The organism is Modestobacter excelsi (assembly GCF_005930495.1).
Lineage (GTDB): Bacteria > Actinomycetota > Actinomycetes > Mycobacteriales > Geodermatophilaceae > Modestobacter > Modestobacter excelsi.
The window spans coordinates 1-24,879 of sequence record NZ_SJEX01000062.1 but is presented as its reverse complement, the minus strand read 5'-3'; the positions used below and the strand labels follow the sequence as shown (position 1 = coordinate 24,879).

The 24,879-nt window shown below is 75.7% G+C and carries 18 protein-coding genes, 1 tRNA gene and 2 pseudogenes; 4 read left to right on the top strand and 17 right to left on the bottom strand.

All coding sequences use genetic code 11. From position 1 onward, the window contains the following. Positions 1–89 precede the first annotated feature (89 nt). Positions 90–467 carry a cupin domain-containing protein gene (locus tag FHL80_RS18105; protein ID WP_439331103.1) on the bottom strand — a complete coding sequence of 126 codons (378 nt, stop codon included), beginning with the start codon at positions 465–467 and terminating at the stop codon, positions 90–92. Positions 468–521: 54 nt separating this feature from the next. Here FHL80_RS18105 and FHL80_RS18100 point away from each other — a divergent pair, with 54 nt between their 5' ends. Beyond that, entirely contained in the window at positions 522–908 is a 387-nt protein-coding gene (locus FHL80_RS18100) for a site-specific integrase (protein ID WP_138734764.1), read from the top strand. 198 nt (positions 909–1,106) lie between these two features. Here FHL80_RS18100 and FHL80_RS18095 read toward each other — a convergent pair whose 3' ends face one another. From FHL80_RS18095 to tmk, 4 genes are all read right to left on the bottom strand, one after another. After that, positions 1,107–1,859 carry a GAF and ANTAR domain-containing protein gene (locus FHL80_RS18095; RefSeq protein ID WP_138734763.1) on the bottom strand — a complete coding sequence of 251 codons (753 nt, stop codon included), beginning with the start codon at positions 1,857–1,859 and terminating at the stop codon, positions 1,107–1,109. An 876-nt stretch (positions 1,860–2,735) separates the two neighbouring features. Then, positions 2,736–2,808, bottom strand: a tRNA-Thr gene (locus FHL80_RS18090). An 81-nt stretch (positions 2,809–2,889) separates the two neighbouring features. Next, on the bottom strand, positions 2,890–4,068 hold the full coding sequence (locus FHL80_RS18085) for a DNA polymerase III subunit delta' (protein WP_138734762.1): 1,179 nt from the start codon (positions 4,066–4,068) through the stop codon (positions 2,890–2,892). An 83-nt stretch (positions 4,069–4,151) separates the two neighbouring features. Beyond that, a complete protein-coding gene (tmk, locus tag FHL80_RS18080; protein ID WP_246078772.1) occupies positions 4,152–6,410 on the bottom strand; it encodes a dTMP kinase in 2,259 nt (752 codons plus the stop codon). A gap of 259 nt (positions 6,411–6,669) precedes the next feature. On the opposite strand from tmk, the gene FHL80_RS18075 reads away from it, so the two are divergent. After that, positions 6,670–7,470 carry a trans-aconitate 2-methyltransferase gene (locus FHL80_RS18075; RefSeq protein WP_138734760.1) on the top strand — a complete coding sequence of 267 codons (801 nt, stop codon included), beginning with the start codon at positions 6,670–6,672 and terminating at the stop codon, positions 7,468–7,470. Between the two features lie 3 nt (positions 7,471–7,473). Here FHL80_RS18075 and FHL80_RS18070 read toward each other — a convergent pair whose 3' ends face one another. From FHL80_RS18070 to FHL80_RS18050, 5 genes are all read right to left on the bottom strand, one after another. Then, positions 7,474–8,217: a class I SAM-dependent methyltransferase gene (locus tag FHL80_RS18070; RefSeq protein WP_138734759.1), complete on the bottom strand. Its 744-nt coding sequence runs from the start codon at positions 8,215–8,217 to the stop codon at positions 7,474–7,476. A gap of 13 nt (positions 8,218–8,230) precedes the next feature. Next, complete coding sequence (topA, locus tag FHL80_RS18065) at positions 8,231–11,095, bottom strand: type I DNA topoisomerase (protein WP_138734758.1); 2,865 nt, start codon at positions 11,093–11,095, stop codon at positions 8,231–8,233. A 207-nt stretch (positions 11,096–11,302) separates the two neighbouring features. After that, positions 11,303–12,838 (bottom strand): alpha/beta hydrolase, encoded by a 1,536-nt coding sequence (locus tag FHL80_RS18060; protein WP_138734757.1) that lies wholly within the window; start codon positions 12,836–12,838, stop codon positions 11,303–11,305. Further along, a complete protein-coding gene (locus FHL80_RS18055; protein ID WP_138734756.1) occupies positions 12,835–13,158 on the bottom strand; it encodes a hypothetical protein in 324 nt (107 codons plus the stop codon). The genes FHL80_RS18060 and FHL80_RS18055 overlap by 4 nt, the downstream gene beginning before the upstream one ends. Positions 13,159–13,304: 146 nt before the next feature. Further along, positions 13,305–15,566 (bottom strand): sodium-translocating pyrophosphatase, encoded by a 2,262-nt coding sequence (locus tag FHL80_RS18050; protein WP_138734755.1) that lies wholly within the window; start codon positions 15,564–15,566, stop codon positions 13,305–13,307. A 197-nt stretch (positions 15,567–15,763) separates the two neighbouring features. Here FHL80_RS18050 and FHL80_RS18045 point away from each other — a divergent pair, with 197 nt between their 5' ends. After that, the gene (locus tag FHL80_RS18045; RefSeq protein WP_138734754.1) at positions 15,764–18,274 is read left to right on the top strand and encodes a DEAD/DEAH box helicase; all 2,511 of its coding nucleotides are present in this window, start codon (positions 15,764–15,766) and stop codon (positions 18,272–18,274) included. Positions 18,275–18,316: 42 nt separating this feature from the next. On the opposite strand, the pseudogene FHL80_RS27105 reads toward FHL80_RS18045, so the two are convergent. The 7 genes and pseudogenes from FHL80_RS27105 to ssd form a co-directional block, all read right to left on the bottom strand. After that, positions 18,317–18,658, bottom strand: a pseudogene (locus FHL80_RS27105) (Rv3654c family TadE-like protein); the annotation flags it as partial. Then, positions 18,655–19,035, bottom strand: coding sequence for a TadE family type IV pilus minor pilin (locus FHL80_RS18035; RefSeq protein WP_138734753.1), 381 nt, complete (start codon positions 19,033–19,035; stop codon positions 18,655–18,657). The gene FHL80_RS18035 and the pseudogene FHL80_RS27105, both read right to left, overlap by 4 nt. A gap of 6 nt (positions 19,036–19,041) precedes the next feature. Then, positions 19,042–19,269 (bottom strand): DUF4244 domain-containing protein, encoded by a 228-nt coding sequence (locus tag FHL80_RS18030; RefSeq protein ID WP_246078771.1) that lies wholly within the window; start codon positions 19,267–19,269, stop codon positions 19,042–19,044. A 160-nt stretch (positions 19,270–19,429) separates the two neighbouring features. Next, positions 19,430–20,164, bottom strand: a complete 735-nt coding sequence (locus FHL80_RS18025) for a type II secretion system F family protein (protein ID WP_138734752.1) — start codon at positions 20,162–20,164, stop codon at positions 19,430–19,432. Next, positions 20,161–20,970, bottom strand: coding sequence for a type II secretion system F family protein (locus tag FHL80_RS18020; RefSeq protein WP_246078770.1), 810 nt, complete (start codon positions 20,968–20,970; stop codon positions 20,161–20,163). The genes FHL80_RS18025 and FHL80_RS18020 overlap by 4 nt, the downstream gene beginning before the upstream one ends. Beyond that, positions 20,952–22,103 (bottom strand): TadA family conjugal transfer-associated ATPase, encoded by a 1,152-nt coding sequence (locus FHL80_RS18015; RefSeq protein ID WP_138734751.1) that lies wholly within the window; start codon positions 22,101–22,103, stop codon positions 20,952–20,954. The genes FHL80_RS18020 and FHL80_RS18015 overlap by 19 nt, the downstream gene beginning before the upstream one ends. Next, positions 22,100–23,179 (bottom strand): septum site-determining protein Ssd, encoded by a 1,080-nt coding sequence (ssd, locus tag FHL80_RS18010; RefSeq protein WP_138734750.1) that lies wholly within the window; start codon positions 23,177–23,179, stop codon positions 22,100–22,102. The genes FHL80_RS18015 and ssd overlap by 4 nt, the downstream gene beginning before the upstream one ends. A gap of 438 nt (positions 23,180–23,617) precedes the next feature. On the opposite strand from ssd, the pseudogene FHL80_RS18005 reads away from it, so the two are divergent. Next, positions 23,618–24,879: pseudogene (locus FHL80_RS18005) on the top strand (hypothetical protein); the annotation flags it as partial.

Here is a 24,879-nt window from a genome sequence, read left to right as displayed (position 1 = left end):
CTCGGCTCTCACCCCGCTGCACGCGCCGACGCCGGCTCAGCGACTCACCGCTGAGCCCGCCGCACTTCGGAGGTCGGGCCGTTTCAGACTCAGGCTTCGGCGGAGAAGCGGTAGACCACGTCCTGAACCGAGTCGGTTGCGAAGGCATAGACGAAGCGCAGCGGCTCGTCCGCGGCATTCCGGATGCCGTGCTCGACGTCCCCGGGGATGAAGACGACCGATCCGCCAGTGACAGCGTGCTCAGCCCCGTCCAGGACGACGACCCCGGTGCCCTCGAGAACGTGGTAGACCTCGGCCTGGGTGTGCCTGTGCCGTCCGAGCCAGCCAGACGGCGGTAGCTCGGTGAGGCCGGTGTAGAGCGAGGACGTCGGAGTCCGGTCCCGGCTGATCAGGACCTGGAACGCGACGTGGCCCCGAACCGGGTCGTTCCACACCTCGGTCTCGGTCTCGGCGGTCGTGCGCACCACGGCTTCCATGCTCCGGGACTTCCCCTGGCGGCGGCGGGGCAACCTGGTCCGCACGTGTTGCTGCGCGGCGCAGCCACGTGCGCACAGCAGCAACTCACCGTCTCCGAGTGGGAGGACGCCGGCCGGTTCCGCCCGTCCACCGCATTGCACACACAGCAGCACCTGCGGGACTACTGGATCCCGTTGCTCGGGCACTACCGGCTCGCAGATCTGACCGTGGACGACGTCGATCGGGCGTTGGCCTCGTTGCGCCGGCAGGGCACGCGGTCCAGGCGGCTGTCGCCGTCGTCGGTCCGCCGGATCCACGCGACCCTGCGGTCGGCGCTCAACGACGCGGTCCGTCGCCGCGTGATCCCCTACAACCCGGCGGCGCTGGCCGAAGACAGCGCCCTGAAGGCCCCATGGCCACTGTTGGGGAGCGCCGTTCCGGGCTGGAATTGAGTGTGCGGCCGCTCGTTGAGGTCGTAGTCGCCTGGTCGTTCGAGGCCGTTGTGAAGTCGGGCGCCGGGAGCTGTGCCGTGGGCCGTTGCGTGTGCTGCGAGCACGAGGATCGAATCCGCCGTTCTCTGCAGGGACCTCGGTTCCTGTCCGTTCGGGCGGGCGCTACAGCGTGTCCAGGTGGTCGTGACCGACGGACGGTCAGCGGTCGAGCGTCCCTGTGCGGGTGAGGTCCTCGGCGACCACGTGCAGCTTGCGGTTGGTGTCCTGGCTGACCTTGGCCAGCACGTCGAACGCCTGATCCGCGGTGAGCTGGAACCGCTCCATCAGGATGCCCTTGGCCTGCCCGATGATGTCCCGGTTGACCAAGGCCAGGGCTGCGTGCCCCAACTTCTGGGCGTCGGCGACGGCGATGGCGGCGTGGCTGGCGAGCAGCAACCCGATGTGCTCGGACTCGTCGGTGAAGGCTGACTTCGCTTGTGCGAGCAGGTCCAGCGCGCCCAACGTGTCCTCGTGAACGAACAGTTGGAGGCACAACATGCTGCCCACCCCCCGCTCAGCGGCGCGGGGGCCGAGGACGGGCCAACGGGGGTCGATGGCCAGGTGGTCGACCCGGGTCGTCTGCTGTTTCCACATGGCATCCAGGCACGGCCCATCACCGGTCTCGTTCTGGAGGACGTCGAACCACCTGGCCAGGTCTCCCGTGGCCGCCGCTGAGTAGACGTGGCGACGGGCGCGGACCATGGTGATCGTGGCTTCGTCGGCACCGGGGACCATGGCCACCGCCAGGTTCACGACGCGGTCCAACACCTGCTGAGGGTCGGTCTGCTGTTGCAACCCGCGCGCGGCCTCGGCCAGTCGCCGGGCCAGTTCGTCCAGGTCGACCGTGGTGCCTGTGTCCTGCGCGGAAGGCTGCCCCCGTTGAGTCGAGTCGCCGCCGCCCTGGGTGCTCACAAAGCACCATGGCACGGACGAGCCCGGCTGGACAGTCCCCATGAGCAAGGCGGCCCCGCGTGCGGCTTTTGCACACGCGGAGCCTGACCCGCTGCCGCGCCCAGGGCGCCGCAGCGGGCTGCGTTCAGCACAGCACGCCGGCGCGGCGGGCGCTTACCAGGGACCAGCGCGGCTCGAGGCCGATCGTGCGTAGGGAGGTTCGAACAGGCCCAGGCCGGGACTGGCCCGCCGCCTCGGAGCAGGCCGTTGAGAGCAACGGTCGGCAACTGGGACATGTCCGGGCTCGACCGGCGGCCACTCGTCGACGTGGAAGCGTGTGGGGCAGTAGGTGCTGGTCGCCGGGCCGCTCCGAGCAAGACTGGACGGATGCGAGCCGTGCTGCTCACCAGCTACGGGAACCCCGACGTCCTGAGGTGGGCCGACGCTCCTGATCCGCGCGCGGGGCGGGTCAGGTCCGGATTGCTGTGCGCGCGGCGAGTGCGAACCCCATCGACCGGGAAGTGCTGACCGGGGCGATGTCGGGGAGGTCAGCCCCAGGTCGGACCGGGGTACTTCGGGTACGACGCGGCCGGCGTGGTGGACGAGGTCGGCGAGGGGGTCTGTCCCGCCCCGGGTCAGCGTGTGTCTCTGAGTGGGCCGCCCAGGGCGACGAGGACGGCTCCGTGGATCACCCTCGGGCCTGGGCGTCCAACGGCGGACGGAGCGACGCGCTTCCGGAGCCGCGTGTGACGGCCGTCCGCTCAACGCCCCTGCCCGCGTTGTGACACCGGCGTACGGCGGCGACCGCAGACGGTCCCGTGCCCAGTTCATGCCCAGTCGGCCGCAGAACAGGGCCTTGAGCGGGCCGACCGGCGGCGAATACGCTGGTGGGATGCGAGCCGCCTGTCGGAATCGAACCGACGACCTTCTCATTACGAGTGAGATGCTCTACCGACTGAGCTAAGGCGGCGGACTGCGCGGGTGAGCTTACGGCACCGCCGCCCTCCTCCCGGCGACCCCCCGCCGGCGCGGGCCGGCGTCGGACGACGGCTCAGGCGGGCAGCCGCAGCGCCACCGTGAGCGCCTCCACCGCGATCTGCGGTTTCACGTTCTGCTCCAGCGCGGTGCGAGCCGCCAGCACCGCGTCGATCCGGCGCAGCGCCCCCTCGGCACCGATCCGGCGGGCCAGCTCGACCGCGTCGGCCCGGCGGTCGGGATGGGCCAGCGGCAGGGTCAGCTCCCCCGACCCGGCACCCACCGCGCTGACCACGAGGGCGTCCCGGTAGAACGCGGCCAGGTCCACCAGGGCGCGGTCCAGGGAGTCCCGGCCGATTCGAGTGGCACGGGACTTCTGCCGCTTCTCCAGCTCCTTGAGCTGGCCGGCACCACGGCTTGCTGCGGCCACGCCCGGCCCGCGGGCGCCCACGCCGAGGCTCGCCTTGACCGCCTCGGTCTCGGGCACATCGACCTCAGCCACGGCCTTGTCCGTTTCCTCCTTGGCCGTGCCGACCAGGTCGTCGGCGGCGTTGAGGCAGGCGGCGAGCGAGACCAGCGAGAGCGGGATGTCCAGCACGGCCTTGCGGGCCAGTCGCGCCGCCTCGTCGCGGGCCAGGTGCCGGGCTCGGCCGACGTGTCCGCCGGTTGCCGCCGCCGACCACGCGGCCAGCGCCGGGTCGATGCCGTCCCGGCGGACCAGCACCTCGGTGACGGCCTCGATCGTCGGGGCGCGCAACGCCACGACCCGGCAGCGGGACCGGATGGTGACCGGCACGTCGTCGGGGTGCAGCGACGGGGTGCAGAGAAGCACGACCGTGCGTGGCGGCGGCTCCTCGAGCATCTTCAGCACGGCATTGAACGCGCGCTCGCCCATTCGGTCGGCGTCCTCGACGAGGACGACCTGCCAACGCCCCTGTGATGGCGCTCGGGCGGCTGTCAGCACGATGTCGCGCATCTCGGCGACGGCGATCGACAACCCGTCGGTGGACACCACATGCACGTCGGCGTGGCTGCCGGCCAGCACGGTGCGGCACTCGTGGCAGGTGCCGTCGCCGCCGGCCTCGCACTGCAGGGCCGCGGCGAACGCCCGCGCGGCGACCGAACGGCCGGAGCCAGGCGGGCCGGTGAACAGCCAGGCGTGGGTCATCGCGGCCGGCTGGGCCACCGCCGCCTGCAGCTCGGCCACGACCGCCGGCTGCCCGACGACGTCGGCCCACACCCCGCTCGCGCTCACGTGCCCATCCTCCCGCAGTAGTTCTTCCGGCCCCCTCCAGAGGCTCGCCGCGAGCCTGCGAGCGGTGAGGAGGAGGGGGTCCTTCAAGGGTGCAGCTGCGGCGTCGAGCCGGTCTGCACCACGTGGTCGCCGTGCCGGCGGGTGCGCGGCACCCGGGCGTGCGGCGGCAGCTGCTGCAACGGCAGGCCCTGCAGCAGGTCCCTGACCCGGGTCCGGATCGCCGCGGCGAGCTCGTCGGGGCTGCGGCGCGCGTCGAGCACCAGGTACCGGTCGGGCTGGGCCTCGGCGAGGGCGCGGAAGGTGCCGCGGACCCGCTGGTGGAAGTCCAGCGACTCCGACTCCAGCCGGTCGGCGGCGGCCCGGCCGCGGGCCCGGGCCAGCCCCACCTCGGGCGGCAGGTCCAGCAGCACGGTGAGGTCGGGCTGCAGCCCCTGGGTCGCCCAGCGGGAGATCGACCGGACGTCGTCCATCGGGATGGTGCGGCCCGCCCCCTGGTAGGCCAGCGAGCTGTCGACGAAGCGGTCGGTGATCACCACCTCCCCGGCGTCCAGCGCCGGCCGGAGGACGTCGTGCACGTGCTGAGCACGGTCGGCGGCGTAGAGCAGCGCCTCCGACCGCGGCGAGAGCCCGGCGCTCGCGGGGTCCAGCACGATCGACCGGATCTTCGCCCCCAGCGGCGTCCCGCCCGGCTCCCGGGTGGTGCGGGCGACCAGCCCCTCCTCGGTGAGCCACTCCTGCAGCCGGCGGGTCTGCGTCGACTTGCCCGCACCCTCACCGCCCTCGAAGGCGATGAACGCCCCACCCCCGGCCAGCCGGCGGCGGGCGGTGGTGTCCCGGCGCAGCGCGGTGACCACGTCGGCGACCAGCGGCACCGGACGGCCGTCGTCCATCTGCCGGTAGGACAGCAACCCGACCGCGACGGCGAGGAGCCCGGCCACGAGGAGCATCACCCGCTCGCCGGTGACCGCGAGCGTCACCGAGCCGAGGTCGACCGACGTGCGACCGAGCACCCCGACCCCGAACGGCACGACGGCCAGCGAGACGATCAGCGACGCCCGGACCAGGGACTGGACCAGGGCGAAGGTGCGGCCCCGCAGCGCGTCGTCGACCTCGGTGCCCAGCAGCGTGAAGCCCGCCAGGTAGGCGATCCCGGCGAAGAAGCCCATCACCACGACCAGCAGCAGGGCGATCCACAACGTGAACGTCCAGGCCAGCAGCCCGACACCGACGCCGGCGCCGACGATGGCGATGCCGAACAACCGCTCCCGGGAGAGGTCCCGGGCGATGCTGGGCCCGAGCGAGATGCCCAGGCCCAGGCCGATGAAGACCGCGCCGAACAGCAGGCCGTAGGCGGCCTCGCCCCCGCCCACCGAGCTGGCGAAGGCCTGACCGGTGGCGATGACCACGCCGGCGGCGGCGAACGCGCCGGTGATGCCGACGACCAGGCCCCGCACCAGCGGCGTGTGGCCGGCGAAGCTGAACCCGGTGCGCAGCGAGTGCAGGAAGCTCTCGCCGGTGACCTGCCTGCCGGCGGCCCGGCGGCCGCTGATCGAGGGCAGGTTCCAGATGACGACCGCGGCCACCAGGAAGGTCAGCGCGTTGAGGTACAGCGCCAGGGCGGACCCGTCGAGCGAGGGCACCGTCGCGACGAGCCGGTCGCCCACGGTGGTCAGCACCGCGAAGACCAGCGCGGCCAGCACCGGCGTCAGGCCGTAGGTGGTCACCAGCGAGAGCTGGTTGGCCGGCTCCAGCTGGTCCTTGCGGAGCATGTTCGGGACGGCGGCCTCCTTGGCCGGGATCCAGAACAGGCTGATCGCCTCGATGAGGAACTGCGCGATGAACAGCCAGACCAGGTCGCCGACGAGCGGGATGGAGGCGAACAGCGCGAAGCGCAGCACGTCGGAGACGACCATGGTCTTGCGCCGGTCGAAGCGGTCGGCGAACGCACCGGCCAGCGGGCCGAGCAGGATGGCCGGGAGGAGCCGGAACAGCAGGACGGCGCCGAGTGCGTAGTTCTGACCGGCGAAGCCGTCGACCAGCGAGGTGGCGGTGGCGGTGATCGCCAGCAGGCCCAGCCAGTCGCCGAAGCTGGACAGCGACATCGACAGCCACAGCTTGCGGAAGTCCCGGACCCGGAGCACGGCGCGCACCTTGGCCACCAGGCTCAGCCCGCCGTCGTGGTGGTGGTCGTCGGGGTCGTCGTGGTGCTCGCCGTGGTCGCCGGCCGGCTCGGCGCCGGACCGGTCCCCGGCCGGGGTCTCCTCGAGGTGCAGCCCGGCCAGCGGCACCCCCGCACCGTCCGCGCTCGGCGTGCCGGCCGGCGGCAGCCCGTCCGCGGGCACCGCGGCACCCGGCGGCTGGGGAGTCGCGTCGGCGACCCCGCCCGACCCCGAGCCGGGTACGGCGGGGACGCCGTCGGCGGACGGACCGCTGCTCGAGGGGCGGTCCGTCGGGTCGGAGCTGATCGAGACCCCCCGGGGTGGTGTGGTGTCTGGCCGGTGGCTCGGCTCGGCAACGGTACCGGGCGGGGACGACGGAATCGGCCGTGTCCGGCCCCTGCGGGGGAACTGCCTGCTCCCCGGCCGGCGCTAGCCTCCCCCCGTGCAGAGCCCCGGCGCCTGGGACCCGACCACCTACCTGCGCTTCGCCGGGGAACGGGCCCGGCCCTTCGCCGAGCTGGTGTCCCGGGTCGACGCCCACTCACCCCGGGTCGTGGTGGACCTGGGCTGCGGGGACGGTTCGGTCACCGCCGGGCTGGCGCAGCGCTGGCCAGGGGCCCTGGTCACCGGGGTGGACAGCTCGGCGTCGATGCTCGCGGCCGCGGCGGCGCACGCCGTCCCCGGGCGGTTGGAGTTCGTCGCCGGGGACCTGCGGGACTGGCGCCCGGCCGGCCCGGTGGACGTGCTGGTCAGCAACGCGGCGCTGCACTGGGTGCCCGGGCACGGGGAGCTGCTCACCCGCTGGGCCGGCGACCTGGCGCCGGGCGGGTGGCTGGCGGTGCAGGTGCCCGGCAACCAGACGGCGCCGACCCACGCCCTGCTGGCCGACCTGGTCGGCAGCCGGCGGTGGCGAGCGCGGCTGGCCCCCGGCCACGCGACGGTGCTCGACCCGGCCGCCGTGCTCGACCCGGTCGGCTACCTGGACGTGCTCTCTGCGGCCGGGCTGGTCGCCGACGTGTGGGAGACCACCTACCTGCACGTGCTCAGCGGGGCGGACCCGGTGCTCGGCTGGGTCTCCGGCACCGTGCTGCGCCCGGTCCTGGGCCGGTTGTCCCCGACCGACGCGGAGGAGCTGACCGCCGAGTACGCCGCCGCGCTGCGCGCCGCCTACCCGGCGCGCGCGGACGGGACGACCGTGCTGCCGTTCCGCCGGCTGTTCGCCGTCGGCCACCGGCCGGGGTGACCGTCAGCGGAGGGTGAGGCGGTGGGCCCGGGTCGTGTACGGCAGCTCCAGCCGGTCACGGCCGCGGGTGTCGGGGTGGGTGGCGACCAGCTCGCGGACCGCGCCGAGGAACCGGTCGCGGTCGGCGTCGTCCATGGTCGCGACGTAGCTGCGGGTGCCGATGCCGCGGACGACCTGCTCGGGTGTGACGTGCTGGACGGTGCCCGAGTCGAACACCTCCACCGTCGCCGGCAGCTCGGCGGCGAACCGGTCCACGACCCCCTGGTCGGCCTCGTGGTCCCGGGCCTCCTCGGCGAGCAGCTCACCCAGCGCCCGCACCCAGGGCACCCGCTCGTCCCGGGTGTTCCAGACGAAGCCGACGACGCCGCCTCGGCGCAGCACCCGGCGCAGCTCCGCGGCCGCCGGTGCCGGGTCGAACCAGTGCGCTGCCTGCCCGGCGACGACCGCGTCGACGTCGGCGTCCGGGAGGGGGACCGCCTCCGCTCCCCCGCGGACCGCCCTGACGTGGGGCAGCCGGGCGCGCAACTGCTCGAGCATCGGCTCGCTCAGGTCGACGGCGACGACCTCGTGCCCGGCCGCCAGCAGCACGTCGGTCAGCAGTCCGGTGCCCGCCCCCAGGTCGAGCACCCTCCGCGGCCGGGTCCCGAGCAGGAACGTCACCGCGTCGGCCGGGTAGCCCGGCCGCAGCAGGGCGTAGTCGGCGGCCACCGCGCCGAACGACGTGCGCCGCTGCTGCCAGCCCTCCACCGCGGTGCCCGCCTCAGCTGCCCGCGGGGACCGTCTCGGCGACGTCGGACACCCGGACCGCGGTCTTCTTCGCCGCCGTCTTCGTGGTGGTCGTCGACTTCGCCGCCGCCTTCTTGGCCGCCGCCTTCTTCGCCGGGGCCTTCTTGGCCGCGGTCTTCTTCACGGCCTTCTTCTTCACCGGCGCCCGCTCGCGACGGTCGGCCAGCAGCTCGGCGGCCCGCTCCAGGGTGAGCGTCTCGATGTCGTCGCCCTTGCGGAGGCTGGCGTTGACCTCGCCGTCGGTGACGTAGGGGCCGAACCGGCCCTCGCGCACGGTGACCTGCCCCTGGCTGACCGGGTCGGCGCCGAGCTCCTTGAGCGGCGGCTTGGCCGCCGCCCGGCCGCGCTGCTTGGGCTGGGCGAAGATCGCCAGCGCCTCGTCCAGGGTGACGGTGAACAGCCGGTCCTCGCTCTCCAGCGAGCGCGAGTCGGTGCCCTTCTTGATGTAGGGCCCGTAGCGGCCGTTGAGCGCCTGGATCTCCTCGCCGTCGGCGTCCCTGCCCACCGTCCGCGGCAGGGTCAGCAGCTGCACCGCCTGCTCGAAGGTCACCGTCTCCGGCGTCATCGTCTTGAACAGGCTGGCGGTGCGCGGGGCCTCCTTGCTGCCCTCGGGGACCAGCGTGGTGACGTAGGGGCCGTACCGCCCGGCCTTGACCGCCACCGGGAAGCCGGACTCGGGGTCGGTGCCCAGCTCGCGGTCCGAGGACGGCGCGTCGAGCAGCTCGGCGACCCGCTCGCTGGTCAGCTCGTCGGGGGCGATCTCGTCGGGGATGCTGATCCGGGCACCCTCCTCGCCGCCGGCCTGCAGGTAGGGCCCGTAGCGACCGACGCGGACGACGACCGGGTCGCCGTTGGGCGCGGTGGCCTGCAGCGGGATGGAGTTGACCCCGCGGGCGTCGATCTCCTCCAGCCGCTGGCCGATGACCGACTTCAGCCCGCCGGAGGCGGCGATGCCGCCGGCGTGCCCGCCCCCGCCGCCGAAGTAGAACTCGGTCAGCCAGTCGACCCGGCGCAGGTCACCGGCGGCGATCTCGTCGAGCTCGGCCTCCAGCGAGGCGGTGAAGTCGTAGTCGATGAGGGCCGCGAAGTGCTGCTCGAGCAGGTTGACCACGGCGAAGGCGATGAAGGTCGGCACCAGCGCCGAGCCCTTCTTCCACACGTACCCGCGGTCCTGGATCGTCTGCATGATCGAGGCGTAGGTGGACGGCCGGCCGATGCCCAGCTCCTCCAGCGCCTTGACCAGGCTGGGCTCGGTGTAGCGGGCCGGCGGCGAGGTGGTGTGCCCCTTGGGGTCCAGCGCGGCGGTGTCCAGCGGCTGGCCCCGCTCCAGGCGGGGCAGCCGGCGCTCGGCGTCGTCTGCCTCCTCGTCGGTGGTCGCGCCCTCGTCCTTGCCCTCGACGTAGGCCCGCAGGAACCCGGGGAAGGTGATGGTGCGGCCGCTGGTGGAGAACTCGACCGCCTCGTCGGAGGTGGAGCGGCCGGCCAGCCGCACGCTGACCGTCTGCCCGACGGCGTCGGCCATCTGCGAGGCCACGGTGCGCTGCCAGATCAGCTCGTAGAGCCGGAACTCGTCCCGGGCCAGCTGACCGGCGAGCTGCCCGGGGGTGCGGAAGGAGTCACCGGCCGGGCGGATCGCCTCGTGCGCCTCCTGGGCGCCCTTGGCCTTCTTGGAGTAGCGGCGCGGCTCGGCCGGGACGTAGGCGTCGCCGTAGAGCTCGCGGGCCTGGCTGCGGGCCGCGGACAGCGCCGTCTCGGACAGGTTCGTCGAGTCGGTGCGCATGTAGGTGATGAAGCCGTTCTCGTACAGCCGCTGCGCGGTGCGCATCGTCTGCTGCGAGGACCAGCCGAGCTTGCGGCCGGCCTCCTGCTGCAGCGTCGAGGTCATGAACGGCGCGTAGGGACGGCGCCGGTACGGGCGCTCGTCGACCCGGCTGACCGCCATCCGGGTGCCCTCGAGGCGGGCCGCCAGGCCGCGGGCACCGGCCTCGTCCAGGTGCACGACGTCGCTGGTGACCCGGCCGGTGTCCGGGTCGAAGTCGCGGCCGGTGGCGACCCGCCGGTCGTCGACGGTGACCAGGTTGGCCGACAGCTGCCGGGGCTCACCGGCGTCGCCGGCGCCGGTCTGGCCGACCACGTCGAAGGTGCCCTCGACGCTCCAGTAGTCGGCGGCCCGGAAGCGCATCCGGGCGCGCTCCCGCTCGACGACGATGCGGGTGGCGACCGACTGCACCCGGCCGGCCGACAGCTTGGGGAGCACCTTCTTCCACAGCACCGGGCTGACCTCGTAGCCGTAGAGCCGGTCGAGGATGCGGCGCGTCTCCTGGGCGTCGACGAGCGCGGTGTCCAGCTCGCGCGGGCTGGCGACGGCACGGGCGATCGCCTCGCGGGTGATCTCGTGGAAGACCATCCGGCGCACCGGCACGGTGGGCTTCAGCGTGTCGATCAGGTGCCAGGCGATGGCCTCGCCCTCGCGGTCCTCATCGGTGGCGAGGTAGATCTCGCTGGCTTCCTTCACCAGCTGCTTCAGCCGGGCCACCTGCTGGCGCCGGTCCGGGCTGACCACGTAGAGCGGCTCGAAGCCGTGGTCCACGTCGACCCCCAACCGGGCCCAGGACTCCCCCTTGTGCGCCGCGGGGACGTCGGCGGCGTTGCGCGGCAGGTCGCGGATGTGCCCGATGCTCGCCTCGACGACGTAGTCGCTGCCCAGGTAGCCGGCGATCGTCTTCGCCTTGGCCGGGGACTCCACGATCACCAGTGGCTTGCCCCCGGCCGCGGCCGTCCGCTTGCGCGGTGCGCGGTTGCCGGTGCTGGTGGCTGACGTGGTCTTGGTGGGCGGCACGGTGCTCCTGTCGGGGGTGCTGACGCGGGCGCCGGGAGGACCCGGACGCACACGGGGACAGCGCGAGCTGCACCCGTTCGGCGAGGCCACGGTAGGCCACGCCGACGGGAGGAGCCCGGGCGGCGAGCAGATCCGGGCGCGCCGTCGACCGTCCAACGGTCGGCGGGCGGGCGTGTTCCCGGGGTGGTGGCCTGCCGTCCCGCCTGCTCATCGGGGCACCCGGACCCCGGCCACGACCTCGCCGACGGCGGCCAGCGTCGGGCGGTCGGGGTCGAGGTAGTCGGTGTGCCCCTCGGTCAGCTCGGTCGGCAGCGGGGAGTCGCCGAAGGAGGGATCGGACGGGGTGTCCCCGAACCACTGCAGCCAGGACACCGGGTCGGCCACCGACCAGGCGCCGTGCACGTCGGGGGCCTCGAGGTCCTCGGCCTCCCCGCCGGCCAGCCCGGGACTGCCCAGCAGCACGACCGCGTCAGCGGCGAGCCGGCCCGGTGCCCGGGCAGCCTGACCGGTCACCACGGTGCCGTAGCTGTGGGCGACCACCGTGGTGCGCGGCGGGGCGAGCACCCCACCGGGGACGGCGCGCGCGGCGGCGAGGCCGTCGAGCGCCCGGTCGAGCGCCGGTCCGCCCCGCCGGGCAGCCGTGGGGAGCGCCATCGTGCCGAGCCCCGGCGTGCGGTAGCCGAGCCAGGCCACGGTGGCGACGGCGAGCCCGGGGGCGGCTGCCGCCGCGGCGGACCCGACGGCGGCCGCGTCCCCGAGCAGGGCGGGCAGGTCGTCCGCCGGTGTCGTGTTGATCCCCGGGACCAGCACCGCCACCGCCGCGGCGGTGTCCAGGTCGCCCAGGGACACCGCGACCAGGTCCGCGGTCGGGTCGAACTGCACCAGCTGGGCGGTGCCGCCGGCGCGGTCCAGGGCGGTGAGCCGACCGGCCAGCACCTCGGCCGCCCGGCGCTGCTCCCCGGCGGGCAGCGACCCGAGGGCGGCCGCCAGCCGGCGCCGGTTGGCCCGGTCCCGGGCCCAGGCGGGCAGCCCGTCGAGCGCACCGACCACAGCGGGCCGCGCCGCGATCTCGGCCAGCTGCTCAGCCGCCGGGAGCCCGGCCCACCACGCGGCCACCCGTAGCGGACCGGGGTCCGGCGGGACCGGCAGCGGCCGGGCGGCCGGCAGCCGGACGACCAGGTCGGCGAACCCGACCGCGCTGCGACCGCCGACCCCCAGCGCGGCCAGCGGCTGACGGGCGGCGCGGGCGCAGGCCAGCGCTCGGGCCGCGGCGAGCAGCGCCTCGTCCGCCCGGGCCGCGGCGAGCCGGCCGGCCTGCCGGTCGGCCAGCACGTCGGCCACCTGGTCGGCGGCCATGGCCGCGCCCGGCGGCGCCGCCAGGCCGACCGGCGAGCCGGTCCCGTCCAGCGACATCCGCCCGGCCTCCGCCGTCGCGAGCGCTCCGGCGGCCCACTCCTGCGCCTCGGTCGCCGCGGCGGTGAGGCCCTGCAGGTCGGTGAGGGAGGAGCCCAGCGCGCCCGACACCCCGCACGCCACCGTGGACAGCTCGACGACCGCGGCTGCAGCGGCCGTGCCGGCCGGGCCCGACCAGCACTCCGCCCGGCCGAGCTGCCGGCCGAGCACGTCCAACCGGGTGCGCCAGGGCAGCAGCCGGTCGGCGACCTGGTCCAGCCGCCCGACGCCGCCGCGGAGCTCCGCGACGTCCCAGCCGGCCGCCTGCTGCACCGTCGTCGGCTCGCTCACCTGGGCACCGCCGGCAGGCCGGGCCGGGCCGGGGCGATCCGGCCGGCCAGCTGGAGGTCCGCGGCCCGGTAGGCGGCCACCGCCGCCTCGAGGGTGGCGGCCACGGCCAGCGTGCGGGCGGCCAGCGCGCCCAGCGCGCCGGCCCACTCGGCGCCGGCCTGGGCGGCCTCCTCCCCGACCCGCCCCGCCAACGACCGGGCGAGAGCCTGCCCGGACGCCGCGGTGAGCTGCTGCTCCCCGCTGAGCTCGACACCCAGCGCCCGCAGCTCCGCCAGCAGCCCGCCCAGCACGTCGAGTTGGACGGCGATCAGATGGGACACGGCGCCTCCCGGTGCGGCACGGGCCCCGACGGGACCGACAGCACGACGCTAGGAACCCGGGCACGCTGCCCGTGCGCCGTCGTCCACACCACGCGGCGGGATCCACAACCAGGGGGTGGGGGCCGCCGCGGAGAGCGCCGCCGTGCTCAGGTCGCGCTCTTCGTCAGCGCCTCCGCCGGCGTGTCGCTGTCCCCGCCCACCACGGTGGAGCGGCGCTTGCTGATGACGACCGCCACCACGATGACCGCCGCTGCGGCGAGCGCGATGAGCACCCGCAGCGTGGTGTTCTGGTCCTCGCCCACCGTCATCCCGACGACCGCCGGCGCGATCAGGAGGGCCACCAGGTTCATCACCTTGATCAGCGGGTTGATCGCCGGGCCGGCGGTGTCCTTGAACGGGTCGCCCACCGTGTCCCCGATGACGGTCGCGGAGTGCGCCTCGCTGCCCTTCCCGCCGTAGGCGCCGTCCTCCACCATCTTCTTGGCGTTGTCCCAGGCGCCGCCGGAGTTGGACAGGAAGACCGCCATCAGCGTGCCGGTGGCGATCGCGCCGACCAGGTAGGCCGCCAGCGGCCCGAAGCCGAGCCCGAAGCCGACGGCGACCGGCGCGAGGACGGCGAGCAGCCCCGGGGTGGCCAGCTCGCGCAGCGAGTCCTTGGTGCAGATGTCGACCACGGCGCCGTAGTCGGGCCGCTCGCTGTAGTCCATGATCCCGGGCCGGGTACGGAACTGCTCGCGCACCTCGAACACGACCCGGCCCGCCGCCCGGGACACCGCGCTGATCGCCAGGCCGGAGAAGAAGAACACGACCGCCGCGCCGATGACGGCGCCGACGACGTTGTTCGGTGACACCAGGGTGAAGGCGTTGCCGAGGCTGGCCCCGGCATCGTCGAGGGCGTCGCCGATGCTCGCGTTGTAGGACCCGAAGAGGGCGGTGGCGGCCAGGACGGCGGTGGCGATCGCGATGCCCTTGGTGATCGCCTTGGTGGTGTTGCCGACCGCGTCGAGGTCGGTGAGCACCTGGGCGCCCTCCTCGTCGATCTCCCCCGACATCTCCGCGATGCCCTGCGCGTTGTCGCTCACCGGACCGAAGGTGTCCATGGAGACGATGACGCCGGCGGTGGTGAGCAGCCCGCAGCCGGCCAGCGCGACCGCGTAGAGCGCGGCGGCACCGCCGATGAGGAAGGCCCCGTAGACGGCGGCACCGATCAGCAGCGCCGCATAGACCGCGGACTCCAGGCCGAGCGAGATGCCGGAGAGGATGACCGTGGCCGGCCCGGTGAGCGAGCTGCGGCCGACGTCCTTGACCGGGCGCCGCGACGTCTCGGTGAAGTAGCCGGTGAGCTGCTGGATGGTGGCGGCGAGCACGATGCCGATGAGGACGGAGACGAAGCCGAGCACCTGCGGGCTGACCGAGACGTCCAGGCCGTCGGAGATCGAGGGCAGCACGGTGAACGACGCGGCGGCCACGAGCACCAGGGACACCGCGGCGGAGGTGAAGAACCCGCGGTTGATCGGGGACATCCAGGAGCTGTCGCCGGCGGTGGGGTTGCTGGCCAGGATGCCGACGATCGAGGCGATGATCCCGATCGCCGCCACGACCAGCGGGAAGACCATGCCCACCGCGCCGAAGAAGACCTGGCCGAGGATCAGGGCGGCGACCAGGGTGACGGCGTAGGACTCGAAGAGGTCGGCGGCCATGCCCGCGCAGTCGCCCACGTTGTCGCCCACGTTGTCGGCGATGGTCGCGGCGTTGCGGGGGTCGTCCTCGGGGATGCCGGCCTCCACCTTGCCGACCAGGTCCGCCCCGACGTCGGCGGCCTTGGTGAAGATGCCGCCGCCCACGCGCATGAACATCGCGAGCAGGGCGCCGCCGAAGCCGAAGCCCTCCAGCACGATCGGGCCGGTGTCCCGGAACAGCAGCAGGGCGAGGGAGGCGCCGAACAACCCCAGGCCGACGGTGATCATCCCGCAGACGCCACCGGTGCGGAACGCGATCCGGAAGGCCGGCCGGTGCCCACCGGCGGCGGCTGCCGCGGCCACCCGCACGTTGCCCCGGGTCGCCAGGGTCATCCCGATGAAGCCGACCGACGCCGAGAAGGTGGCGCCCACCAGGAAGAAGACCGCCCGGCCGACCCGGGTGCCCACTCCTCCGTCGGAGACCGGGAGCAGCAGCAGCAGGATGAACACGATGACGGCGAAGACGCCCAGCGTGCGGAACTGCCGTCGCAGGAACGCGCCCGCTCCCTCCTGGATCGCCTTGGCGATCTCCTGCATCGTGGGCGTCCCCTGGTCGGCGGCCATGACGGCCCGCGACAGGTAGAAGGCGAAGCCCAGGGCGGCGAGGGAGATGGCCAGGACGACCGCCACGAGGGTGAGGTCGCCTCCGGACAGTTCGGTGTCGGGCATGTGTTCCTCCGCAGCGAGGTGGGGGCGCGCACCCGCCTGGCGCCCCCGGGCCTTCGCGCGGGGAGGGCCCGGCGTGGCACGCACTGTGCCGCAGGAACAGCGTCAAGGCCAGACCTGTTCGTGATCCAGTTCACACCCAGCGTCAGCTGCGCCCACCGCCCTCACCCAGGGTTGCGCGACGGTGTGACAGTGGAGTGGTGACGTCCCTGCGCTCCGTCGGGCAGCCGGCCGAGGGACCCGAGCCCGCCGTCGCCGCCCTCCCCGGCGCGGAGCTGCTCGCTGCGCTGCTGGTGGGCACGGAGCCCGAGGACGACCCGGTCACCCACGTCCACCGGTTGCCGGTCCGGCCCAGCCGGACCGCCCCCTGGCCGGCATGGGTCGGCGAGCCTCTGCGCGCCCGGCTGGCCGACCGCGGCGTGCTGGAGCCCTTCGGCCACCAGGTGGCCGCCGCCGAGCTGGCGCGGGCCGGCTCGCACGTCGTCGTCGCCACCGGCACCGCCTCGGGGAAGTCGCTGGCCTACCAGCTGCCGGCGCTCACCGCGCTCGCCGAGGACCCCCGGGCGTGCGTCCTGTACCTGGCTCCCACCAAGGCGCTGGCGCGCGACCAGCTCGCCTCCGTCGACGCGCTCGCCGACGCCTCGGTGCGGCCGGCCGCCTACGACGGGGACACCCCGATGGAGGAGCGGGACTGGGTCCGCCGGCACTCGCGCTGGATCGTCACCAACCCCGACATGCTGCACCGCGGGATCCTCCCGGCCCACCAGAAGTGGTCGAGCACGCTGCGCCGGGTGGCCTACGTCGTGATCGACGAGTGCCACGCCTACCGGGGCGTCTTCGGCTCCCACGTCGGGCACGTGCTGCGCCGGCTGCGGCGGATCTGCCGCCGCTACGGCGCCGAACCGGTGTTCGTGCTCGCCTCGGCGACCGTGGCCGACCCGGCGGCGGCCGCCAGCCGGCTGGTCGGAGCCCCGGTGACGGCGGTGACCGACGACGGGTCGCCGCGGCCGGGGGCCACCTTCGCCCTGTGGGAGCCGCCGCTGACGGAGAAGACCGGCGAGCACGGCGCCCCGCTGCGGCGCTCGGCCGCCGCGGACGCCGCCGGTCTGCTGGCCGACCTGGTCGAGCAGAACGCCCGCACCCTGGCGTTCGTCCGGTCCCGCCGCGGCGCGGAGTCGGTGGCCGAGCAGGCCCGCGCCGTGCTGCGGTCGCGGGGCCGGGCGGACCTGGTGTCGCGGGTCGACTCCTACCGCGGCGGCTACCTGCCCGAGGAGCGCAGGGAGCTGGAGCGGTCGCTGTCCAGCGGGGCGCTGCTGGGCGTGGCCACCACCAACGCCCTGGAGCTGGGCATCGACATCGCCGGCCTGGACGCCGTGGTGCTCGCCGGCTACCCCGGCACGCTGGCCTCGATGTGGCAGCAGGCCGGCCGGGCCGGGCGGGCGCAGAACGAGTCCCTGGTGGTGTTCGTCGCCCGCGACGACCCGCTGGACCACTACCTGGCCCACCACCCGCAGGCGGTGTTCGGCCGGCCCGTCGAGGCCACGGTGACCGACCCGGCGAACCCCTACGTGCTCGGCCCGCAGCTGTGCTGCGCGGCCGCCGAGCTGCCGCTGCGCCGCGAGGACCTCGCCGACTTCGGCGGGGAGGTGGCCGAGGCCCAGGTGACCGAGCTCGTCGCCGACGGGCTGCTCCGCGCCCGGCCGACCGGTTGGTACTGGGCGGGCCGGGGCCGGCCGGACGTGGACATCCGCGGCAGCGGCACCGCCCCGGTGTCGATCATCGAGGGCGCGACCGGGCGCCTGCTGGGCACGGTGGACGGCGACGCCTCCCACGCCACCGTGCACACCGGTGCGCTCTACGTGCACCGCGGCGAGACCTACGTCGTCGACGAGTTCGACGTCGAGGACGCCTGCGCCGTCGTGCACCCGGAGAGCCCGGAGTGGACGACGGTCGCCCGTGACGTCGTGGACCTCTCGATCGTGTCCACCGACCGGACCCGGCGGCTCGGGGCGGTCACCGCGCACACCGGCGTCGTCGACGTCACCAACCAGGTCGTGGCCTACCAGCGCCGACGGGTCGGCACCGGGGAAGTGCTCGCGGAGTTCCCGCTCGACCTGCCCGCCCGGCAGCTGCGCACCCGGGCGGTGTGGTTGACCTTCAGCGACCGGGCAGTGGAGCGGGCCGACGTGGACGAGACCGCGCTGCCCGGCTCGCTGCACGCCGCCGAGCACGCGTCGATCGGGATCCTCCCGTTGCTGGCCACCTGCGACCGCTGGGACCTCGGCGGCATCTCCACGGCCCTGCACCCGGACACCGGCACGGCGACGATCGTGGTCTACGACGGCCATCCCGGCGGCGCCGGCTTCGCCGAGCGCGGGTACGCGGTGCTGCGCGACTGGCTGCAGGCGACCCGGGCCACGGTGGCCAGCTGCGAGTGCGAGTCCGGCTGCCCGTCCTGCGTGCAGTCGCCCAAGTGCGGCAACGGCAACGACCCGCTGGACAAGGCCGGAGCGGTCCGGGTGCTCGACGTCGTCCTGGACGAGCTCGCCACCGCTCCCGAGCTGACCCCCGAGGAGGCGGAGCTGACCCGCCGACCGGCCCCGCGGCCGGGCCTGTTCGGCACCAGCGGCCCGGCCGCGCCCGAGGGGGCCCCGGCGACCGACGAGGCGCCGCCCGAGCCCGACCGCGACCCCGACGACCTGGTCTTCTGACGGTGCCGCCGGCCCGGCGTCGGGTGGCGCCGGCCCTGCCCGGGCACGGGCAGGCGCGTCCACCACGCCGAGCGGGCCGAGCCGGACCGGGACGTGCACCCGCAGCTCCACCACCGCCGCCGCGCTGACCGCGCAGGAGTCGACGGTGGCACCGTTGGCCGCGGCCACCTCGTGGGCGGCCGCGCACGGGTCTGCGTCGCCCTGCACCGCCCGGCCCGCCGCCGCCAGCGCGGCCAGGTCCGCGGCCGAGCCCGCCCGGTGCCGGGCGACCACCGCAGCCCCGACCAGCAGCACCGCCGCGCCCACCACCGCGAGGACCGCGGACAGCGCGACGGTCCACACGGTGGCCGAGCCCCGCTCGCCGGCGAGCCGCGACGACGTCACGGCGCACCGCTCCCCGCCGAGGGCTCCCGCAGTGCGGTGGCCGTGGCCGAGACCTCGACGTGCCAGGGCAGCGGGCCCAGTGGTGAGACCGTCGCCGAGACGGTCACGGTGACCGTCTCGCCGTCGCCGCCGATCGCGGTGACCGCGCCCCGGGGAGCAGCCCCGGCGGCCAGGGCCGCCGCCACCGCGCCGGGCTCGCCGCGCGACGCCGCGCGGGTCGCCTCCCGGGCGGCGTCCACGCAGCGCAGCTGGGCACCGACGACCACGACCGCGGCCACCGCCCCGGCCAGGACGAACAGCAGGACCGGCAGCACGACGGCCGTCTCCGCGGTCACCATCCCGGCCTCGGGCCGGCCGGCGCGGCGGCGGGTGCGCACGACGGCTCAGGAGAGCGTGGCCAGGGCGGACTGCACCAGGTCGCCGAGCGCGGTGACCACCGAGCCGCCGGTGACCACCTGGTAGAGCACGGCCGCGAAGGCGCAGGCCGCCACGGTGCCCACGGCGTACTCCGCGGTGCTCATGCCCTCCTCGCCCGTCCGGACCTGCGTCAGCCGCCGGGCCAGCGCGGTCCGCCTCTGCGCTGCCGACTCCTGCTGCGACCGGATCCCCATGTCCCCACCTCCACCGGGCCGCCAGCCGGCCCGTCAGCTGCGAGCCTCCGGTGCTCCGGACCGCCGGCCCAGGTCCGGAGCCGGGTTGTGGAGGACGCCCCCAGCTGTGGACGGCGGCGCCCGCACGCGGCCACAGCGTGCACACGACGACGCCGTGACCTCAGCCGAAGACGTCGGCGGCGATGCCGAGCACCAGCGGGACGACACCCAGGCAGAGGAACGCGGGGAGGAAGCACAGCCCCAGGGGGGCGAGCACCCACACCCCGGCGCGGCGCACCGCCGCCTCGGTCTCGCTCCGGGCGCTGCTGCGCAGGTCCGCCGCCAGCCGCTGCAGCGCCGGGACGACCGCCGACCCGGACTCCCCCGCACGCACCAGCGTCCGGCCCAGCACGTCCAGCGGCGGCGGCGATCCCGACCAGGCGCGACGCGGCGCGGCCCCGAGCCGGTACAGGGAACCGACCTCGACCAACCGCTCCCCCAGCGGCCCGGACACCGCGTCGCCGACCGCGGCCAGCGCCGAGCCGACCGGGGTGCCGGCGGTCAGGCACACGGCGATCAGGTCGCAGGCCACCGGCAGGTCGAGGGCCAGCCGGGAGCCCGGGTCCGGTGGGGCTCCCGACCGCCGCAGCAACCGCTCCAGCCCCGCTCCGACGCAGGCGCCGGCGAGCGCGGCGCCCGGGCCCCCGCCGAGGAGCAGGAAGACCCCGGCCGCGGCGGCGCCCGCCTCCGCCCAGCGGCGGCCGGTGCCCGGCGGCCCGCCCGGCACCTGGGGACGCCACCGCCCCCGGGAGGCTGGAGCGGGCGCCACCGCCCGCAGCCGCTCCCGGCGGGTCGCGCCGGAGGGCACCCAGACCAGCAGCGCCGCCGCCAGGGCGACCGCCGCGGCCGCGCTCACCGTCGGACGGCGCGGCGCACCAGCCGGGCCGACCAGCTCGTCCCGGCCAGTTCCAGCGCCACCCCCAGCACGAGCAGCACCGTCCCCGAGCCGGTGGTGGTCAGCACCCGCCACGGGTCGGCCCCGACCCCGCTGCCCATCAGCAGGCCGAGCACCGGCAGCCCGGCCAGCACCGTCGCGCTGGCGCGCGGGCCGGCGACCGCGGAGCGCAGCTCCTGCTCCGCGTGCAGCCGGGCCCGCAGGTCGTCCTCGACCGCGGCCACCACGCCGGCCAGCGAGCAGCCGGTGCGCGCGCTGAGCCGCACCGCCGCGGCGATCCGCAGCAGCGCCCGGGCGGGCTCGTCGCCGGCCCGCCCCGGCGGGGCCTCGCCGAGCCGCACCACCGGCCCGAGGGCGGCCGCGGTGGCCGGGTCCGGGCAGCAGTCCAGCGCCGTCGCGGTCGCCTCGGCCAGCGGGCGGCCGGCCCGCAGCTCGGCGGCGAGCGCGCCCAGCCCCTCGATCAGCGCGCGGCTGCGCCGCTCCGCCGCGGTCGCCACCGCCCGCCGCCGGAGCGCGTGCCCGGCCGCCAGTCCGCAGACCGCGGCCAGTGCGGCGACGACGGGCGTGGACAGGACCGCCGCTGCGCTGCCCGCCGCCAGCGCGGGTGCCAGCACGCCGGCGCGGCCGCTCACCAGCGTGGCGACGCCCGGCCGGGGCAGCGGACCGCCGGGGCGCCCGGCCAACCGGGCGGCCGGCCGTGCGGTCGGCCAGCTGAGCAGCGCCGCGGACAGGCAGAGCAGCGCCGGGGTCATCCCGGCACCGGGCACGGCAGCAGGGCAGCGAGCTCGTCGCGCGCGGGGCAGACCCCGCCGTCGGCCCGCCAGCCCGCCGCCACCTCGATCAGCTCCCCGCGCCGCCGGACGACGCCGAGCTCGGCGACGTGCCGGCCGGAAGGACCGCGGCGCAGGTGGACGACGACCGCGAGCGCGGCCGCCGCCTGGCTGTGCACCGCCGCCCGGCCCAGCCCGGCGGCCTCCCCCAGGGCCTCGAGCCGGGCCGGCAGGTCCGCCGCCCGGTTGACGTGCACGGTGCCGCACCCGCCGTCGTGACCGGTGTTCAGCGCGGCCAGCAGGTCGATGACCTCCCCGCCGCGCACCTCGCCGACCACCAGCCGGTCCGGCCGCATCCGCAACGCCTGGCGGACCAGGTCGCGCAGGGTGACCGCCCCCGCCGCCTCCACGTTCGGCGGGCGGGTCAGCAACCGGACCACGTGCGGGTGCGGCGGCGCGAGCTCGGGGGCGTCCTCGCAGAGCACCACCCGCTCCCGGGGGTCGGCCACCCCGAGCAGCGCGGAGAGCACCGTGGTCTTGCCCGTGCCGGTGCCGCCGGTGACCAGGAACGCCAGCCGGGCCCGCACCACCGCCGTCAGCAGGTCGGCCGAGGCGCCGGGGAAGGCACCGCGGCCGGCGAGGTCGGCGAAGGGGAGCGCCGCCCGGCGCAGCACCCGCAGCGACAGGCAGGTGCCCGATCCCGACACCGGCGGGAGGACGGCGTGCAGCCGGGTGCCGTCGGGCAGCCCGGCGTCCACCCACGGAGCGGCGTCGTCCAGCCGCCGCCCGGCCGAGGCGGCCAGCCGCACGGCGAGACGGCGGACCGCTGCCTCGTCGGGGAAGCGGACGTCGACCGGCTCCAGGCCCCCACCACGGTCGACCCAGACCGCGTCCGGGCCGTTGACCAGCACGTCGGTCACCCCGGGCAGCCGCAGCAGGGGCTCGAGCACCCCGGCTCCGGACAGCTCGTCCGTGGCCGCCCGTACGGCGGAGAGCACGCCGCGGTCGCCCAGCAGCCCGCCGGTCTCCTCCCGCACCAGCGCGGCGACGGTGACCGCGCTCGGGGCACCCGTGCCACCGGCCAGCCGGGCGCGCACCCGCTCCACCAGCGGCGCAGCGGACTCGGTCATGCCGCGCGCCCGGGGAGCTGGGCGAGCAGCTGCCGGCTGAGCAGCCCGAACGGTGACCGCGCGGCCACCGACGGGGGTTCACCCCGCTCGCTCCGCGCCACCGCCGACCGGTCGGCCGCCAGCTCGGCGAACACCGGCCGGCCCAGCACGTCGGCGATCTCGGTGCGGGTCAGCCCGCCCGGCACCGGCCGGCTGACCAGCAGCGCGGACGCCCAGGGGCTGCGCTCCCCGGCCAGCAGGGCACGCGCCGCCGCAGCGGCCCGCAGCCGGGCGGGGACCAGCAGCACGGCCAGGTCTGCCTCGGCCAGCACGCCGTCGGTGGGGGCACCGCGGACGGGCAGGTCGACGACGACACCCCAGCCGCTGTCCCGGGCACCGGTGGAGACGGCCAGCAGCGCCTCAACCGGCACCTCCTGCGGCTGGTCCCGGGACGCCGCGAGGACCGGCACGCCGCAGGCCTCGGGCAGCGCGGCGACCAGGGCGGGACCGGCCACCCGACCGCTGATCCCGGCCAGCTCGGGCCAGCGCAGCCCCGGCACCCACTCGGCGCCCAGCAGCAGGTCCAGTCCGGCCGACCAGCCGTCCCCGTCGACGAGCAGCACGTCCGGACCCCTCGCCGCGCGCGCGGCCAGGGCGAGCGCCGTGGCCAGCGTGCTCGCGCCGGCCCCACCGCAGGCGCCGGCGACGGCGACCAGCCAGCCGGGCCGCACCGGCGCCCGGATGGCGGCGGCGACCCGCTCGACCAGCCACGTCTCGTCCTGGGGCAGGACGACGACGCGCTCGGCACCGACCGCGACGGCGGCCGACCAGACCTCGGCGTCCGGTGCTCCGCCGACCACGACGAGCACCCCCGGCCGGCGTGGGAGGGCGCGGACCGGCGCGCTGGCCAGCGCATCCGCACCGACGAGCACCAGCGGGGCGTCACGGTGGGCGCGTCGCAGCGCGCCTCCGCCGGTGGTGAGCTCGCCGGTCGTCCCGGCGGCGGCCAGCAGTCGGAGGAGGTCGTCGAGCAGGACGGGGTCGGCGCTCACGACCAGCGGGTGGGCAGCGGAAGGGGTGGCGGACGCGGCAGGCACGGGACCAGCGCAGCGCGATCCGGCCGCCCGCGACAGGGCCCGGCCGGATCTGTGGACGACCCGTCCGGGTGTGGACGGCGACCATCCCGCTGCAGGCCGCCGAGTGCGCAGGCGTCATCGACGACCGCCCGGCTCCCTGGATCGGTGGGCCGGAGAGGTGGGCCTGCGCCAGAGGTGGCTCACCGACGACGAGCCACGGGTCCTCGCCGACCCGCTGGTCCCGAGCGCCTCTGGCAGGCATCTCCGGACCCCGCCGCCCCGGCCCGTCGCGCCGTCGGGAGCACACTCCCCGCACCGCGGAGGAGAGCCTGGGTGAGGTCACGCAGAAGGCACATCGTCTTCACATTTGATCACTCGGTGTGACGAGACACGCCTTCTCGCCCGGGCCTCTCCCTGGTGCACTTGACGCTCGTCATCGTGAGGCCGAGCGTGCGTACGGTGACGAACCGGGAGCCGAGTGGCGCGGCGCCCGGCGCGGTGGCCATGCGGCACCGCGTCGGGAGCGCTCCCCTGAGCGCGCCGGCCCGCCTGCTCGTCGCCGCCGCGCTGGCCATCGGCGCCTGGATGTTGCTGACCGTCGTCTCGACCACGGCCCGGGCCGAGGACGCACCACCGGTGACCCAGGACGCCACCGTCGGGTCGCCCGCCCCGACCCCTGAGCCGGGAGCCGACACCGAGCCCCCCGTGCAGGCTGTGGCGCCCGTTTCCGCCCCGGAGCTGCAGTCCGACGACGCGGAGGACGCCGGATCCGTGCTGCATGACGTCCCGCCGGCACCGGCAGCCCCCGAGGACGCCGAGCCGACCGCCGCCGAGGACGCCGAGCCGACCGTCACCGAGGACACCGAGCCGACCGTCACCGAGGACACCGAGCCGACCGTCACCGAGGACACCGAGGTCGCCGAGCCGACCGTCACCGAGGACACCGAGGTCGCCGAGGTCGCCGTCACCGAGGACACCGGGCCGGCCGTCGGAGACGGGGCTGGACCTGCGCCCGCTCCCGTCCCCGCGTCGGATGTCATCACGGCTCCTCCGACGACGGCAGCCGTCCCGGGGACGGCCACCACGGGCACGGGGACGACGACGCCGAGCGGGCCGAGCCCCACCGTGCCGGCGTCCGGGTCGACCTGCCCGGCGAAGCCGTCCACCCCCGACGACGACGACTCAGGGGTCGTCGTGGCCACCACCACGGCCCTGGCGCCCACGACGACTTCGCTGGACCCGGCCACGACGGCGGCCACTGCCCGCCGACGCGGTGAGGACGGCCAGCCGACGGCGGCCACGACGCCCGCGGGGAGCAGCGCTCCGCTGACCCCGACGTCCCGCACCGACACCTCGCCATCCGAGCCCTGCGCCCCGGCCGGCGGTGCCAGCACGACCGGTAGCGGCACCGCCACCACCAGCACCGGCACGGCCAGCACCAGCACGACCAGCACCGGCACGACCACCCCCACCACCGGGACGACCGACCCCGGGAGCGCGAGCAGCACGACGACCGACACGGCCACGGCAGCGTCAGACCCGGCAGCGTCGGACACGGCGGGATCGGACCCGGCAGTGACCGGGACGACGACTGACGGCGCCCCCACAGCCGCGGGTGACGCCAAGGACGTCGACGACCTCAAGGACGCGGACGCCGCCAGCCCGGCGCCTCCCGGTGCCGGTGCACTGCCCCACCCCGCAAGCCCGGTCTCCTGCACCGA